We start from the raw sequence: 14,038 nt of genomic DNA, 5'->3' as shown, positions 1-14,038 counted from the left end.
CTTGTCGTCCGCCCGGGCCTGCGGCACGTGAAATCCACCCTGTTTGATGCATGGACCTTTGGCACGGGGCCGCCGATGGGCGATGCGTTAGCATCCCGCGGACAGGTGTGCGCGCGGTGCGTGGCGCGGCACACCATCCGTCCGTGGAGGAACGCATGCATTCGATGATCGGCAAGCCACGCCTGCTTGGCGCGGTGGTGATGGGTTTGTTGTCCGGCGGTGTTGCCGCGCAGGGGCGCACGCTGGGCGCGAGCGACTACGCACAGGCGGAGCGGTTCATGAGCTACAACACCGTGCCGCTGGTCGATCACGCGGTGACCGAGGTTCATTGGCTGGACGACGCTCACTTCTGGTATGTCGACCACGACGCCAATGGCGATCATTTCGTGCGAATGGATGCGACCAGCGGCAAGACCGTGCCCTTGTTCGACCAGGCGAAACTGGCCGCCGCGCTGAGTGACGCCGGCGGCAAGCCGGTCGATACGAAGAAGCTGCCGGTGACTGGCTACGAGGCGAGGGCGGATGGCCGCATCGACATCGCCGTGCGCAGCAAGCACTACGTGTGCGACCTGGCCGCCGCCACGGCCAGCTGCGTCGATCGCGCCACGCTGGTGAAAACCGGTGACGAACCCGGCGCCCTGTCGCCGGACAAGAAGAGCGAGGCGTTCATCCGCGACTGGAACCTGTGGCTGCGCGATGTCGCCAGCGGCGAGGAGACCCAGCTCACCACCGACGGCGTGGAGAACTTCGGCTACGCCACCGACAACGCCGGTTGGAAACACACCGACAAGGCCATCCTCGAGTGGTCGCCCGATTCCAAGCAGATCGCCACCTTCCAGCAGGATCAGCGCAAGACCGGCGACATGTACCTGATCAAGACCAGGGTGGGCCACCCGGAACTGGAAAAGTGGAAATATCCGCTGGTGGGCGACAAGGACGTGACGATGATCGAGCGCGTGATCATCGACGTCGCCGCGAAGAAGGTCACGCGCCTGCAGATGCCGCCGGACCAGCACCGCTCCACCCTGTGCGACGACGTCAGCTGCGGCCCCGATGGCGGCTGGGATGACGTGAAGTGGGCGCCCGACGGCAGGACGCTGGCCTTCGTCTCCACCTCGCGCGACCACAAACACGAATGGTTTCGCATCGCCGACGCGCGCACCGGCAAGGTGCGCACCGTGTTCGAGGAAAAGGTGCCGACGTATTACGAGAGCGGCAATGGCGCGGTGAATTGGCGCTACCTGCCGGAGACGAACGAGGCGATCTGGTTCAGCGAGCGCAACAACTGGGGCAACCTGTATCTCTACGACCTCACCGACGGCAAGCTCAAGCACGCGATCACCACGGGCGAAGGCAATGTCACCGAGGTGCTCAAGCTCGATCCGAAAACCCGCACCGTGTGGTTTCGCGGCGTGGGCCGCACGGCGGGCGTGAACCCGTATTACCAGCAGTTCTTCAAGGTCAGCCTGGATGGCGGCAAGCCGGTGTTGCTGACCCCGGAAGCGGCCGACCACACGGTCACGCTGTCGCCGGATGGACGTCTGTTTGTCGATGCCCGGTCCACCCCCACCGCGCCACCGGTCACTGCGCTGCGCAGCGCGGATGATGGCCGCACCGTGGCGCCCATCGCCACTGCCGACATCTCGCGGTTGAAGGCGGCCGGGTGGGTGCCGCCGATCCCGTTCACGGTGAAGGCGCGCGACGGCAAGACCGATCTGTACGGCATGATGTTCAAGCCCACCAGCTTCGACGCCTCGAAGAAATACCCGATCGTCGACTACATCTATCCCGGCCCGCAGACCGGTTCGGTGCGCGGGCGCAGCTTCCTGGCCGCACGCAGCGATCACCAGGCGATGGCCGAGCTGGGCTTCATCGTGGTGGCCATCGACGGCATGGGTACGCCGTGGCGCTCCAAGGCATTCCACGATGCCTATTTCCAGCACATCGAAGACAACACGCTGCCTGACCAGGTCACCGCACTGAAGCAGCTGGGCAAGGCGCATTCGTGGATCGACCTCGATCGCGTCGGCGTGTGGGGCCATTCCGGCGGCGGCAATGCCACCGCAGGCGCGATGTTCCATTACCCCGATTTCTTCAAGGTCGGCTGGGCCGAGAGTGGCAACCACGACAACCGCAACTACGAGGACGACTGGGCCGAGAAATGGCAGGGCCTGTTGGAGACCGGCAAGGACGGCAAGACCAACTACGACGCCCAGGCCAACCAGAGCTTCGCGAAAAACCTCAAGGGTCGCCTGATGCTGGTGCACGGCACCATGGACGACAACGTCCCGCCATCCAACACCTTGCTGGTGGTCGATGCGCTGATCAAGGCGAACAAGGATTTCGACCTGCTGATGATCCCCAACGCCCGCCACGGCTACGCCGAATCCACCCCGTACGCCACCCGTCGGCGCTGGGATTATTTCGTGCAGTACCTCGCGGGCAACACGCCGCCGAAGGAATACGAACTGAAGGCGTGGCCGTGGAAGTGAGCGCCAAGGGCTGACTGGTTCACAGAGGCCGGGGCGAAAGCTCCGGCCTCTGGCGCTTTTCCGAATTCCCGATCCCCGATCTCCGATCCCCGTTCAAAACGCCATATCGAACGCCACCTCGCCCTGTACACCGACCTGGTAGGCCGAGACGCGGCGTTCGAAGAAGTTGGCCAGCTCCTGCACGTCCTGCAGGTCCATGAAGTCGAACGGGTTCTTCGCGCCGTACTTTTTCGGCATGTCGAGTTGCGCAAAGCGCTGGTCGGCGCAGTACTCGAGATACTGGCGCATGTCCTTCACCGACATGCCGGCCACGCCGCCGGACAGCACGTCCTCGGCGAACTGGGTTTCGCAGGCGATCGCCTCCTCCATCATCTGCTCGACCTGGGCGCGCATGTCCGCGTCGAACAGGTCCGGCTCCTGTTCGCGCACGGTGCGTACCACGTCGAAGGCGAATGCCATGTGGCAGCTCTCGTCGCGGAACACCCAGTTGGTGCCGGCCGCCAGTCCGTGCAGCAAACCACGCGAACGCAGGTAATACACGTAGGCGAACGCGGCGTAGAAGAACAGGCCTTCGATGCAGGCGGCAAAGCAGATCAGGTTGAGCAGGAACTGGCGCCGATGTGCGCGCGTCTCCAGTCGGCGCAGGCCCTGGATCGAGTCGATCCACTTGAAGCAGAACGCGCCCTTCTGCTGGATCGACGGAATCGTCTCGATCGCCGCAAACGCGGCGTTGCGCTCGGCCGGATCGGGGATATAGGTATCCAGCAGGGTCAGGTAGAACTGTACGTGCAGCGCCTCCTCGTACAGCTGGCGCGAAAGGTACATGCGCGCTTCCGGCGCGTTGATGTGCTGGTACAGGTTCAACACCAGGTTGTTCGACACGATGGTGTCGCCGGTGGCGAAGAAGGCCACCAGGCGGCGGATCAGATGGCGGTCGGCGGCGGACATCTTCGTGTCCAGATCCCTCGTGTCCATCGAGAAATCCACTTCCTCGACGGTCCAGGTGTTCTTGATCGCGTTGCGGTACATCTCGTAGAAACCGGGGTAGCGCATCGGGCGCAGGGTGAGTTCGAAACCCGGGTCGAGAATGTGGGCGTTGCGGGTGGGTTGGGCGGACATGGGTGTTTTCCTTGGGTGGGTCGCAACCGGTGAGGCGCGGACGCTTTCTTGACCGTCATCCCAGCGAAAGCTGGGATCCAGTGGCTTCTGCCTACGCGTTGCCACGGCAGAAACCGAGGGCGCTGGATTCCAGCGTTCGCTGGAATGACGGGGTTGAAGGGGCGCGGAGAAGATCGGGATGAGGGAACGCCAGCCGTGCGTCTACCTGCTCGCCAGCCGGCGCAACGGCACGCTGTACGCCGGGGTTACTTCCAACCTTCCAGCGCGCATCTGGCAGCATCGAAGCAACGTGGGCGAGGGTTTCACCAGGCGGCATCACGTACACGACCTCGTCTGGTTCGAACTGCACGAAACGATGGAATCCGCGATTGCCCGCGAAAAGGCGATCAAGGCATGGAAGCGCATCTGGAAGATCGAGCTCATCGAGAAGTCCAATCCGTACTGGCGTGATTTGTACGCGGAGATTTGCGACTGAACCCAGCACGTAATCCCAGCGAACGCTGGAATGACGTGGCACGCACTACAACTTGCGCGCATAGTCGTCGTGCACGAAGCGGCTGACATAGGTGGAAAGCCCCAGGCCGGCTTGTGCCAGTTTTTGCATGTTCGCGATGTGTTCGCGGCCGGTGGCCTTGTCGGTGTATTCGTAAACATCGCCATTGACGAAACGGATGCGGATGAAGCCGTCACCGGATTCGTACGCCGTGACACCGGAGTGGCCGTCGAGATTCCGGTAACGTTTCATCGCGACACCTCATGCGCTACTGGCAGGCTTCGCAATACTCCGGGTTCTCCAGTGAACAAAACACCGCGGCGGTGGCCTGCGCCTGGTCGGGCGCCGCCGACACCGTGGTCTTGGCGATCTTCGTGGCCGGGCGCGAGCGCAGGTAATACGTGGTCTTGATGCCGGCCTTCCACGCGTACATGTACATCGAGCTCAACTGGCCGATGTTCGGGTTTTCCATGAACAGGTTCAGCGACTGGCTCTGGTCGATGTACGCGCCGCGTGCGGCGGCTAGTTCGATCAGCGCTTTCTGCGGCAGTTCCCACACGGTGCGGTAGATCGCGCGCAGGCGCTCGGGGATCGCGTTGATGTTCTGGATCGAGCCCTCGGCCAGCTTGATCGCGTCGCGGATTTCGGACGTCCACAAACCCAGCGCCTTCAGTTCGTCGGCGAGGTAGCGGTTTACCTGCAGGAAGTCGCCGGACAGCGTTTCGCGCTTGAACAGGTTGCTGACCTGCGGCTCGATGCACTCGTAGCAGCCGGCGATGGACGCAATCGTGGCCGTGGGCGCGATCGCGATCAGCAGCGAATTGCGCAGGCCGTGTTGCTTGATCTTTTCGCGCAGGGCGTCCCAGCGCGCCGTGTTATGCGGCGTGGTGTTCGGCCAATAGTCGAACTGCAATTCGGCATTTGCGGCGCGGCTTTCAGCGAAGCCGGGATGCATGCCTTCGCCCTCGGCGAGCTCGCACGACTGCGACAACGCGTTGAAGTAGATCTCCTCCGCAATCCGGGTGGACAGCGCCAGTGCCTCGGTCGAGTCGAACGGCAGGCGCAGTTTGAAGAACACGTCCTGCAAACCCATCACGCCGAGGCCGACGGGTCGCCACTTCATGTTGGCCGTGCGTGCCGTGGGGATCGGGTAGTAGTTGAGATCGATCACGCGATTGAGCTGGCGCACGGCGGTGCGCACGGTGGCGGCGAGCTGGTCGTAATTGAACACGCCATCGACGACGTGCCGCGACAGGTTCACCGAGCCCAGGTTGCACACCGCCGTCTCGTTGACCGAGCTGACTTCGAGAATCTCGGTGCACAGGTTGGACAGATGGATCACGTTTTCCAGTTTGGCCGTCTGATTGCTGGTGGCGTTGCAGCGGTCCTTGAACGTCATCCAGCCGTTGCCGGTCTGCGCCAGCGTGCGCATCATGCGGGCGTAGAGCTCGCGTGCCTTCACCGTTTTTACGCCCAGGCCATCGGCTTCGGCCTTGCGGTACGCGGCATCGAACGTCTCGCCCCAGCTGTCGACGAAGTGCGGCACCACCTTCGGATCGAACAGCGACCAGTCGCCGTCGCTCTCGACCCGGCGCATGAATTCGTCGGGAATCCAGTTGGCGATGTTGAGGTTGTGCGCGCGTCGCGCGTCGTCGCCGGTGTTGTCGCGCAGCTCCAGGAAATCCTCGATGTCGGCGTGCCACGTTTCCAGATACACGCAGGCCGCACCCTTGCGTTTGCCGCCCTGGTTCACGGCGGCCACCGAGGCGTCCAGCGTCTTCAACCAGGGCAGCAAGCCGTTGGAATGACCGTTGGTGCCGCGGATCAGCGAGCCGCGCGAACGCACCCGCGAATAGGCCAGGCCGATGCCGCCGGCAAACTTCGACAGCTTGGCGACGTCGGCGTACTTGTCGTAGATCGACTCCAGCGAATCGACCGGCGAATCCAGCAGGTAGCAGGAGCTGAGCTGCTCGTGGCAGGTGCCGGCGTTGAACAGGGTGGGTGAACTGGCAATGTATTCCAGCGAGGACAGCAGGCGATAAAGCTCGAGCGTCTCGCCGATCTCGTTGCCGCCCAGCGCGCAGGCGATGCGCATGAAGAAATGCTGCGGCGTCTCGATCACCAGCCGCCGTTGCGGATGGCGCAGCAGGTAACGGTCGTACACGGTGCGCAGGCCGAAGTACTCGAAGCGGCGCGTGGCCAGCGGGTCGATCGCGTCGTTCAACTTGCGCGCGTTGGTGGCCACGAAATCGCGCAGGCGGTCGTTGAGGATGCCCAACTCGGCGCCGCGCGCGATCGACTGCGAGAAACTCTGGATTTCCTGGCCGCTGACCTCCTTGTCGATGTACGCGCCGAGCAGACGCGCGGCAAGTTGGCCGTATTCCGGTTCCTCGGCGGTCAGTGAGGCGGCGGTACGGATCGAGAGCTGGTCCAGCTCCTGCGTGGTGGCGCCGTCGTACAGGCCGCCGATGGTCTTCAGCGCCACGCGCAGCGGGTCGACGCCGTGCAGGCCTTCGGCACTGCGCGTCACGGCGCGCACGATCTTGTTGACGTCGACGGCTTCCTGGCCGCCATTGCGCTTGGTGACGTGCATCGACGCCGCGCTGTGCGGCGGGGTCAGGGTGAACGCGGTTTCGGCCGCGGATGTTTCGTCGATGGCGACAGGGGATTCGGCGGGCGCGATGGCGCGCTCGCGTTCGGCGGTATCGAGGGCTTGCATGGCAGGTGGCTCCGGCATGGACATCAAACACCTGCTCCCGCGCGCAGGGCCTGAAGCGATGGATGCCGGGGGAGCCGCACGCGGCCCCGACAAAGGCCCGCGCCACGACGTGCTTCCCCGCGGAAACCGTCACTACGCACCGGGACATGTTCGTCCCGATGTGCCGGCAGGTCTTCGGACTTGCGGACGAGGATCACGGCGATCCACCTACTTGCCCCCGCTTCCCGGCCGCAGAGGACCAGTGCATGTGGAGGTGTTCGTTTCCGCTTTACCGCTGCGGGGCAGTTCCGGATTTACACCGGATTCCCTTTTAAGCCCGACCGATGTTGTGTCGGCCGGGCACCGACGCACACAACATATCGGGTACGTTGGGTGCGGTCAACCCAATAACTTGTGTGCGCGCTAAAACCAGGTTTTCGCGTGGAGGCGTCGTCATGAGGCGACGTGAGCGGGTGCCCGCGTATGGGTTTCGCCCTGCGCAAGCCGCTTACAGCGCGTCGTGATCCATCTCGCCGGTGCGGATGCGGGTGACCTGATCCAGCTGGCTGACGAAGATCTTGCCGTCGCCGATCTTGCCGGTGCGGGCGGCCTGCTGGATGGCTTCCAGCACGCGGTCGAGCTGGTCGTCGGTCACCGCCACCTCCAGCTTGATCTTGGGCAGGAAATCGACCACGTATTCGGCGCCGCGGTACAACTCGGTATGGCCTTTCTGGCGGCCGAAGCCCTTCACCTCGGTGACGGTGACGCCCTGCACGCCGACTTCCGCCAGCGCTTCGCGCACGTCGTCCAGCTTGAACGGCTTGATGATGGCCACGACCAGCTTCATGGAGTTTCCTCGGGATGGGGCACGCGCGGTGCATGGCGCCCATTCTGCCTTCGCACGCGGGCGCTGTCGCCTTGCGGGTGCCGTGTAGGACAATCCCTACACATTCTGGCGGAGCATCCCGATGGCGTACCCGAATTCCGTTCACCTAGTATTTACCTCGACGAGTGCGAGGCGCTGTCCATGATGGATAGGCAGGATATCGATCAGATTGCCCTGCGGCTTGTGTCGTTGGTACCGCCAGGACTGGCACAGGCGCATCAGGATTTGCGAGCCAACTTCCAGGATGTTCTGGCGCAGGGACTGCGCCGCCTCGACCTGGTCACCCGCGAGGAATTCGACGTCCAGACCCAGGTGCTGGCGCGCACACGCGCGAAAATCGACGAACTCGAGCAACGCGTGGCCGAACTGGAGGCTGCCGTCGCCCACCGCGGGACACCGTAACACCAGCTCCCGGGAGCCGCCCCCGATCCGTCACCTCACCCCGAGAACGATCGGGGGCGGTTATTTATCAACGGATGGAGTCGCCCGGCGTGCCTGTCAGCGATCGTTCCCCGCGCCGACCCGTGTCCGCATGAGCCTCGCCGTCACCCTCAGCCGTGCCCAGGAAGGGATCTCCGCGCCGCAGGTCATGGTCGAGGTGCACCTGTCCGGCGGCTTGCCGTCTACCAATATCGTGGGTTTGCCCGAGGCCGCGGTGCGTGAAGCCCGCGACCGCGTACGCGTGGCGATCCAGAACACTGCCTTCGAATACCCCGGCCGCCGTGTCACGGTGAACCTGGCGCCGGCCGAGCTGCCCAAGGATGGCGGCCGCTTCGACCTGGCCATCGCGCTGGGCATCCTGGCCGCCAGCGGGCAGGTGCCGCGCGACAAGCTGGATGATTGCGAATTCCTGGGCGAGCTGGCCCTGACCGGCGCACTGCGCAGCGTCTCGGGCGTGCTGCCGGCCTTGCTGCGTGCGCGTGCGCGCGGACGCCGGGTGCTGGTGCCTTACGAAAACTCCGCCGAAGCCGCGCTGGTGCCGGATGTGGATGTGCGGGTGGCGCGCACATTGGCCGAGGTGTGCGGCTGGCTGCGCGGGGCGGAGGAGCTTCCCGCGCCGGTCGCCACGCCCAGCACCGGTGGCGCCGATGACGGCCCCGATCTCCGCGACGTGCGCGGTCAATTGCAGGCGCGCCGGGCGTTGGAAATCACCGCCGTGGGCGGCCATCACCTGTTGTTGATGGGACCGCCGGGCACCGGCAAGACGATGCTGGCCGAGCGCCTGCCCGGCATCATGCCGCCGCTGTCCGAATCCGAGGCGCTGGAGACCTGCGCGGTGGCGTCGGTGTCGGGGCAGGTCATCGATCTGGCGCGCTGGCGCCGGCGGCCGTTCCGGGCGCCGCATCACACCGCCTCGGCGGTGGCGTTGGTGGGCGGCGGGTCGTATCCGCGGCCGGGCGAGATTTCGCTGGCGCACAACGGCGTGCTGTTTCTGGATGAGTTGCCCGAGTTCAGCCGGCAGGTGCTGGAGGTGCTGCGCGAGCCGATGGAGTCGGGCCAGATCCTGATTTCGCGGGCCGCGCGCCAGTCGATGTTTCCCGCCCAGTTTCAGCTGGTGGGTGCGATGAACCCGTGCCCCTGCGGCTACGCGGGCGACCCCACGCAACGCTGCCATTGCACGCCGGACCAGATCCAGCGCTATCGCTCGCGCATTTCCGGGCCGTTGCTTGATCGCATCGACCTGTGCGTCGAAGTGCCGCAGGTACCGCTGGCGGACCTGGGCGGGCCGCGTTCCGGAAATGACGAAGACTCCGCCACGGTGCGCGCGCGGGTGCTGGCCGCACGGCGGCAATCGCTGATGCGGGCGGGCCGGCCCAACGCGGAGATCAGCGTGCGCGAGCTGGAGCGTGATTGCGCGCTGGGGCCCGCGGAACGGCGCTGGTTCGAGACCGCACTGGAGCGCCTGGGCTTGTCGGCCCGCGCCTATCACCGCGTGTTGCGGGTGGCGCGAACCATTGCCGATCTGGACGGCGGCACCGCTCTGCTTGAGCGCGAGCACCTGGCCGAAGCGCTGCAATATCGGCGGGTCCAGAGCCCGGGCCGGTAGCGCGACAATCCGTCGCTGTCTGGACGCGCCGGCCGGCGCATGGTTCGATGGCGCCCTGATATTCCCAAGGAATGCGATGACTATCGAGCTCGGCTTGATGCTCGCCGGCATGCTGATGATCGGCTTCCTGGCGCAATGGCTGGCCTGGCGGGTGCGGCTGCCGGCGATCCTGTTTCTGCTGTTGGCGGGCATCATTCTGGGGCCGGCCACCGGCGTGCTGAACCCGGACAAGCTGCTGGGCGACCTGCTGTTTCCGATCGTGTCGCTGTCGGTGGCGCTGATCCTGTTCGAAGGCAGCCTCACCCTGCGTTTCAACGAGTTGCCGGGCATCGGCAACGCGGTGCGCGGGCTGGTCAGCTATGGCGCGGTCGCCGCGTTGCTGCTGCTGGCGCTGGCCGCGCATCTGGTGGCGGGGCTGAGCTGGCCGATTGCGCTGCTGTTCGGCGCGCTGGCCTGCGTTACCGGCCCCACCGTGATCGCGCCGATGCTGCGCACGCTGCGTCCGAACGCGCGCATCGCCAACACGCTGCGCTGGGAAGGCATCGTGATCGACCCGCTGGGCGCGTTGTTCGCGGTGCTGATCTACGAGGCCATCGTGTCGCAGCAGGAGGGCCACACGCTGGGCATCTTCGTGGCCACGATTCTCTGCGGCGCGGTGATCGGCGGGCTGGCGGCCATGGCGATCGGCTTCCTGCTGCGGCGGCAGATGATTCCCGAGTACCTGCAGAATTACGCCGTACTGGCGACGGTGCCGCTGGCCTTCAGCGTCTCCAATGCGCTGACCCACGAATCCGGCCTGCTGGCGGTCACCATCATGGGCATCGCGCTGGGCAACATGCGCAACGTGCACATGGACGACATCCTCGACTTCAAGGAAAGCCTCACCACGGTGCTGGTGTCGCTGCTGTTCATTCTGCTGGCGGCGCGTCTGCATTGGCCGCTGCCCGACGGCATGCTGGGCGCGGGCATCGCCCTGTTCGTCATCGCGCAATTGCTGGTGCGGCCGGTGACGGTAGCCTTGTCCAGCATGGGCAGCAGCCTGACCTGGCGCGAGCGGGCGCTGATCAGCTGGGTGGCGCCGCGCGGGATCGTGGCGGCCTCGGTATCGGCGCTGTTCGCCCTGCGGCTGGACGCGCTGGGCGTGCCCGGCGCCGACGCCCTGGTGCCGCTGGTGTTCACCCTGATCATCGGCACCGTGGTGCTGCAAAGCGCCACCGCGCGGCCATTGGCACTGTGGCTGAAGGTGGCCGAGCCGGAGCCGCGTGGCGTGCTTATCTTCGGCTCCGACCACGTGGCGCGCGCGATCGGCACATCACTGAAGGACGCCGGTTTCCGCGTGGTGCTGGCCGATGACGACTGGGATGGCATCCGCCAGGCGCGGATGGACGGGCTCAGCACATTCTTCGGCAACCCCGCCTCACCGCATGCGGAGCGCCACCTGGATCTTGCCGGCATCGGCCGCATGCTGGGCATGAGCACCAACCGCGAACGCAACTCGCTGGCCTGCGTGTATTACCGGCAGGAGTTCGGGCGCGACAAGGTCTATCGCCTGCGCAACCTGACACCGCAGGAAAGCACCGAGCGCGCGGCGTTCTCCGGTGGCCTGCTGTCACCGCCGCTGTTCGACGAAAACATGACCCACGGCCGCTTCGGCGAGATGCTGGCCAACGGCTGGCGCGTGAAGTCGACCCGGCTCACCGCCACCTTCGACTGGCCGCATTTCATCGAGCAGTACGGCTCCGATACGGTGCTGATGTTCGGCATCGAGGAAAAGGGTGTGCTGCGGGTGGCGTCGTCCAAGCGCGAGCTGGAGCCGCGGCCGGGCTGGACCGTGATCGCGCTGGTGCCGCCGACGGTGGTGTAGGTACCGGAGCCGGGCGCTACCGGCTGGTCATCGGGCAATCGGAATTCATCTCGTCGACCCATGTCTGCGCGAGTAGCCTGGTCCACTCCGAGTCGTGCCAATGAATGCAAGGCGGAGGCCGTGCGTCTGGTGGCGGAAGTAAGGTGTTCAGTTCCGCAAGCCGCCCCGGCCCGCTGACCCGTCGCGAGCACGACGATCCAGACCATTCGTGGCGTTGAAGCCATGGCGATGCCGCACGCCCGCGTGGGAATTCCCTGATGTGGTGGGTTGCGTGTTTCGATTACCCTGCGGGAAGGGTCTCCCATCGCGGACGGCTATTCGATGGGACTTCAGAATGGTCGTGGGCCGTCAAACCCTCAAGGCCGCAGTGTGTGACGCCGCCATTAATCGAGGCATGTTCCTTATGCGTGACTGTTTTCCCACCCTGCGCGGTGCTCTTTTGGCCGCCGCATTTCTATTGATCACAGGATGCGCGCCCGCGATGTCGAACAAGCCCGATTCCACCGAGCATCAAACGACCTCATCCATGTTTCCGCTGCGATTCGTGAATCATGCTTTCCAGGTGTTTTGCTACAACACCGTTCGCTGCCACGCCATTTACAACGATTTCAACTTCACGCCCTACAAGGCAGATGAGCGACCGTCGCCAGCTCCACCATCTGAAGATTACCGGGATCATTGGCCCTTCGCGTCCTATGCCGGCATTCCCAACTTCCCACTGCCCGCCGAGGTGAACTGGACATCTCTCGATGGTGTGGCGCACACGGCCCAAGTCGATATAGGCGCCATTTTCAAGAACGAACGCGTGCTGTACCAAGTGCCAGATAACCAAATTCCGGATGGTTCCTGGGGCGGCGAGCCGGGGATATTTCTCGAAATCAACGATCGCACGATCAGCGTCTACATGAAGGCGTTCATTGCGACCAAAGCTGAGCAGATCCCGGGCAACAAAGACAGCAATTTCCGCGACGACGTGATCCTGGCTTGGACCCACACATACTGACAAGGAACGTCACATGAGCGAGCACGACAGGATGGATCCGGATGGCATCCTCAGCGATGGAGTTCGCAACGACCCTGCAACCTTGCGTTTGCCAATCTATGCCGATGACCGTGTGCAGCTCGAATCTTTTAAGGTGCCGATCCTCATCCATGCGAGTAATCCGCATGAACGCCTGTTTTTCGCAGCTCTAGATGGCACCGGCAATGACTTCATCCATGATCCCGAGCACGCAACCAATGTGGCTCTCATTGCCAACCAAATTCAGGATCGCGGCGGTTCAAACTTCGACTCCGAGTATGTTTCGGGCGCCGGGACGCAGCAACACCGTCCAATTGCGTGGGTATTTGATAACGCGTTCGGCTATTCAGTGGACGAGCGCGCAGAAGAGATGTACAGGCGATTCATCGAGCAGGCCAAGCTGTGGAGGCGCGACGATCCTGATGTGCAGATTCGTGTCGCCAGCATCGGCTTCAGTCGAGGCGGGGAGTCGGTCGCGTTGCTCTCCCGCATGGTGGATGAGCGCGGTGTTCAGGATCCATCCGGCGCCCACTACACCTATGATCGACACCACCATATCAAGCACGTCGAGTACACCAAGCCGCCGCTGGTGCCGCCGCATCAGGTGGCGCAGGCGGTGGTGTTGTTCGATCCGGTAGGTACCGGTCATGCGATGCATGAGGACCGGCGGCTGCCGCCGTCCGTGATTTCCGGCATCCAGTTCATCGCGATGGATGAGCATCGCAGCCTGTTCAAATCCGACCGCATCATTGATCCCGGTATTACGCCGGATGGGAGGTTCGCCGGCATCTATGTGCCCGGTGCGCACTCGGATGTGGGCGGTGGTTATCACCGGGATGGTTTGTCGATCCGTTCATGCAACTTCGCGATCGACTACATCAACGGATTCAGCGACCAGCCAAGTCTGCAAAAGTACGCCGAGCCCGACGATCCGCGCCTCAACGTGATCCACCATTCGGAAGAGGGCATGTTCCTGTTCCGCATCTCGCCCAAGGTGAGCCGGTTCGAGCCAGATGGCTATAACGAACTGGAGGTATCACGACGCGATTCGAAACATGTAGCCGATGCGTTCAACGCGGAGCCGCGTGATGAAGCGCTGAGCGCGCAGTTTCAACGTCGGGCGATGCCGAACGGCCCGCTGCCGTCCGCAGCGGAACCACGGCACGACGTGCCTGGCAGCGAACTCGACCAATGGATCGACCGCATGTACGCGGCCTCGCAGCATCCGGACAACGCGTTCTGGGACCGGGCACAGCATGATGTGGCGCAGGACTATCTGCGCTCCCCCGACGGTCAGCAGTTCCAGCAACAGGCCAACGACCTGAACATGTCGTGGGACTTGCCATGGCAGGCTCAGCACCAGGCCGCGCAACAGTTGATGCAACAGGCGCAACCGGGATTCAGCCGTTAGACCATCA

General features: G+C 64.2%; 11 protein-coding genes and 1 riboswitch. Of the genes, 7 read left to right on the top strand and 4 right to left on the bottom strand.

What is annotated here, in order from left to right; all coding sequences use genetic code 11:
• Nucleotides 1-155 precede the first annotated feature (155 nt).
• Entirely contained in the window at nt 156-2,492 is a 2,337-nt protein-coding gene (locus tag UU9_RS08455) for a S9 family peptidase (RefSeq protein ID WP_007081326.1), read from the top strand.
• Between the two features lie 93 nt (nt 2,493-2,585).
• On the opposite strand, the gene UU9_RS08450 is transcribed toward UU9_RS08455, so the two are convergent.
• Nucleotides 2,586-3,611, bottom strand: a complete 1,026-nt coding sequence (locus UU9_RS08450) for a ribonucleotide-diphosphate reductase subunit beta (protein ID WP_007081325.1) — start codon at nt 3,609-3,611, stop codon at nt 2,586-2,588.
• Between the two features lie 178 nt (nt 3,612-3,789).
• On the opposite strand from UU9_RS08450, the gene UU9_RS08445 reads away from it, so the two are divergent.
• A complete protein-coding gene (locus UU9_RS08445; RefSeq protein WP_007081324.1) occupies nt 3,790-4,086 on the top strand; it encodes a GIY-YIG nuclease family protein in 297 nt (98 codons plus the stop codon).
• 45 nt (nt 4,087-4,131) lie between these two features.
• Here UU9_RS08445 and UU9_RS08440 read toward each other — a convergent pair whose 3' ends face one another.
• The 3 genes from UU9_RS08440 to glnK all read right to left on the bottom strand — a co-directional run bounded on the left by UU9_RS08440 (nt 4,132) and on the right by glnK (nt 7,649).
• Entirely contained in the window at nt 4,132-4,356 is a 225-nt protein-coding gene (locus tag UU9_RS08440) for a hypothetical protein (protein ID WP_007081323.1), read from the bottom strand.
• A 16-nt stretch (nt 4,357-4,372) separates the two neighbouring features.
• A complete protein-coding gene (locus UU9_RS08435) occupies nt 4,373-6,823 on the bottom strand; it encodes a ribonucleoside-diphosphate reductase subunit alpha (protein WP_007081322.1) in 2,451 nt (816 codons plus the stop codon).
• A gap of 148 nt (nt 6,824-6,971) precedes the next feature.
• Nucleotides 6,972-7,185: riboswitch (cobalamin riboswitch) on the bottom strand.
• A 125-nt stretch (nt 7,186-7,310) separates the two neighbouring features.
• Nucleotides 7,311-7,649 carry a P-II family nitrogen regulator gene (gene glnK / locus UU9_RS08430; RefSeq protein ID WP_007081321.1) on the bottom strand — a complete coding sequence of 113 codons (339 nt, stop codon included), beginning with the start codon at nt 7,647-7,649 and terminating at the stop codon, nt 7,311-7,313.
• Between the two features lie 180 nt (nt 7,650-7,829).
• Between glnK and ubiK the strand changes: the two genes are divergently transcribed.
• The 5 genes from ubiK to UU9_RS17305 all read left to right on the top strand — a co-directional run bounded on the left by ubiK (nt 7,830) and on the right by UU9_RS17305 (nt 14,031).
• Complete coding sequence (ubiK, locus tag UU9_RS08425; protein ID WP_007081320.1) at nt 7,830-8,090, top strand: ubiquinone biosynthesis accessory factor UbiK; 261 nt, start codon at nt 7,830-7,832, stop codon at nt 8,088-8,090.
• A gap of 130 nt (nt 8,091-8,220) precedes the next feature.
• On the top strand, nt 8,221-9,735 hold the full coding sequence (locus tag UU9_RS08420; RefSeq protein WP_050982418.1) for a YifB family Mg chelatase-like AAA ATPase: 1,515 nt from the start codon (nt 8,221-8,223) through the stop codon (nt 9,733-9,735).
• 76 nt (nt 9,736-9,811) lie between these two features.
• A complete protein-coding gene (locus tag UU9_RS08415) occupies nt 9,812-11,599 on the top strand; it encodes a cation:proton antiporter (protein ID WP_007081318.1) in 1,788 nt (595 codons plus the stop codon).
• Nucleotides 11,600-11,939: 340 nt separating this feature from the next.
• Entirely contained in the window at nt 11,940-12,602 is a 663-nt protein-coding gene (locus UU9_RS08410; protein ID WP_237710251.1) for a hypothetical protein, read from the top strand.
• 13 nt (nt 12,603-12,615) lie between these two features.
• Entirely contained in the window at nt 12,616-14,031 is a 1,416-nt protein-coding gene (locus UU9_RS17305) for a phospholipase effector Tle1 domain-containing protein (protein ID WP_007081316.1), read from the top strand.
• Nucleotides 14,032-14,038: the final 7 nt, after the last annotated feature.

Origin of the sequence: Rhodanobacter fulvus Jip2 (assembly GCF_000264315.1) — a bacterium.
Taxonomy (GTDB): domain Bacteria; phylum Pseudomonadota; class Gammaproteobacteria; order Xanthomonadales; family Rhodanobacteraceae; genus Rhodanobacter; species Rhodanobacter fulvus.
Note: the sequence above shows the minus strand (reverse complement) of the source record. Positions and strands in the feature narration are given on the sequence as shown.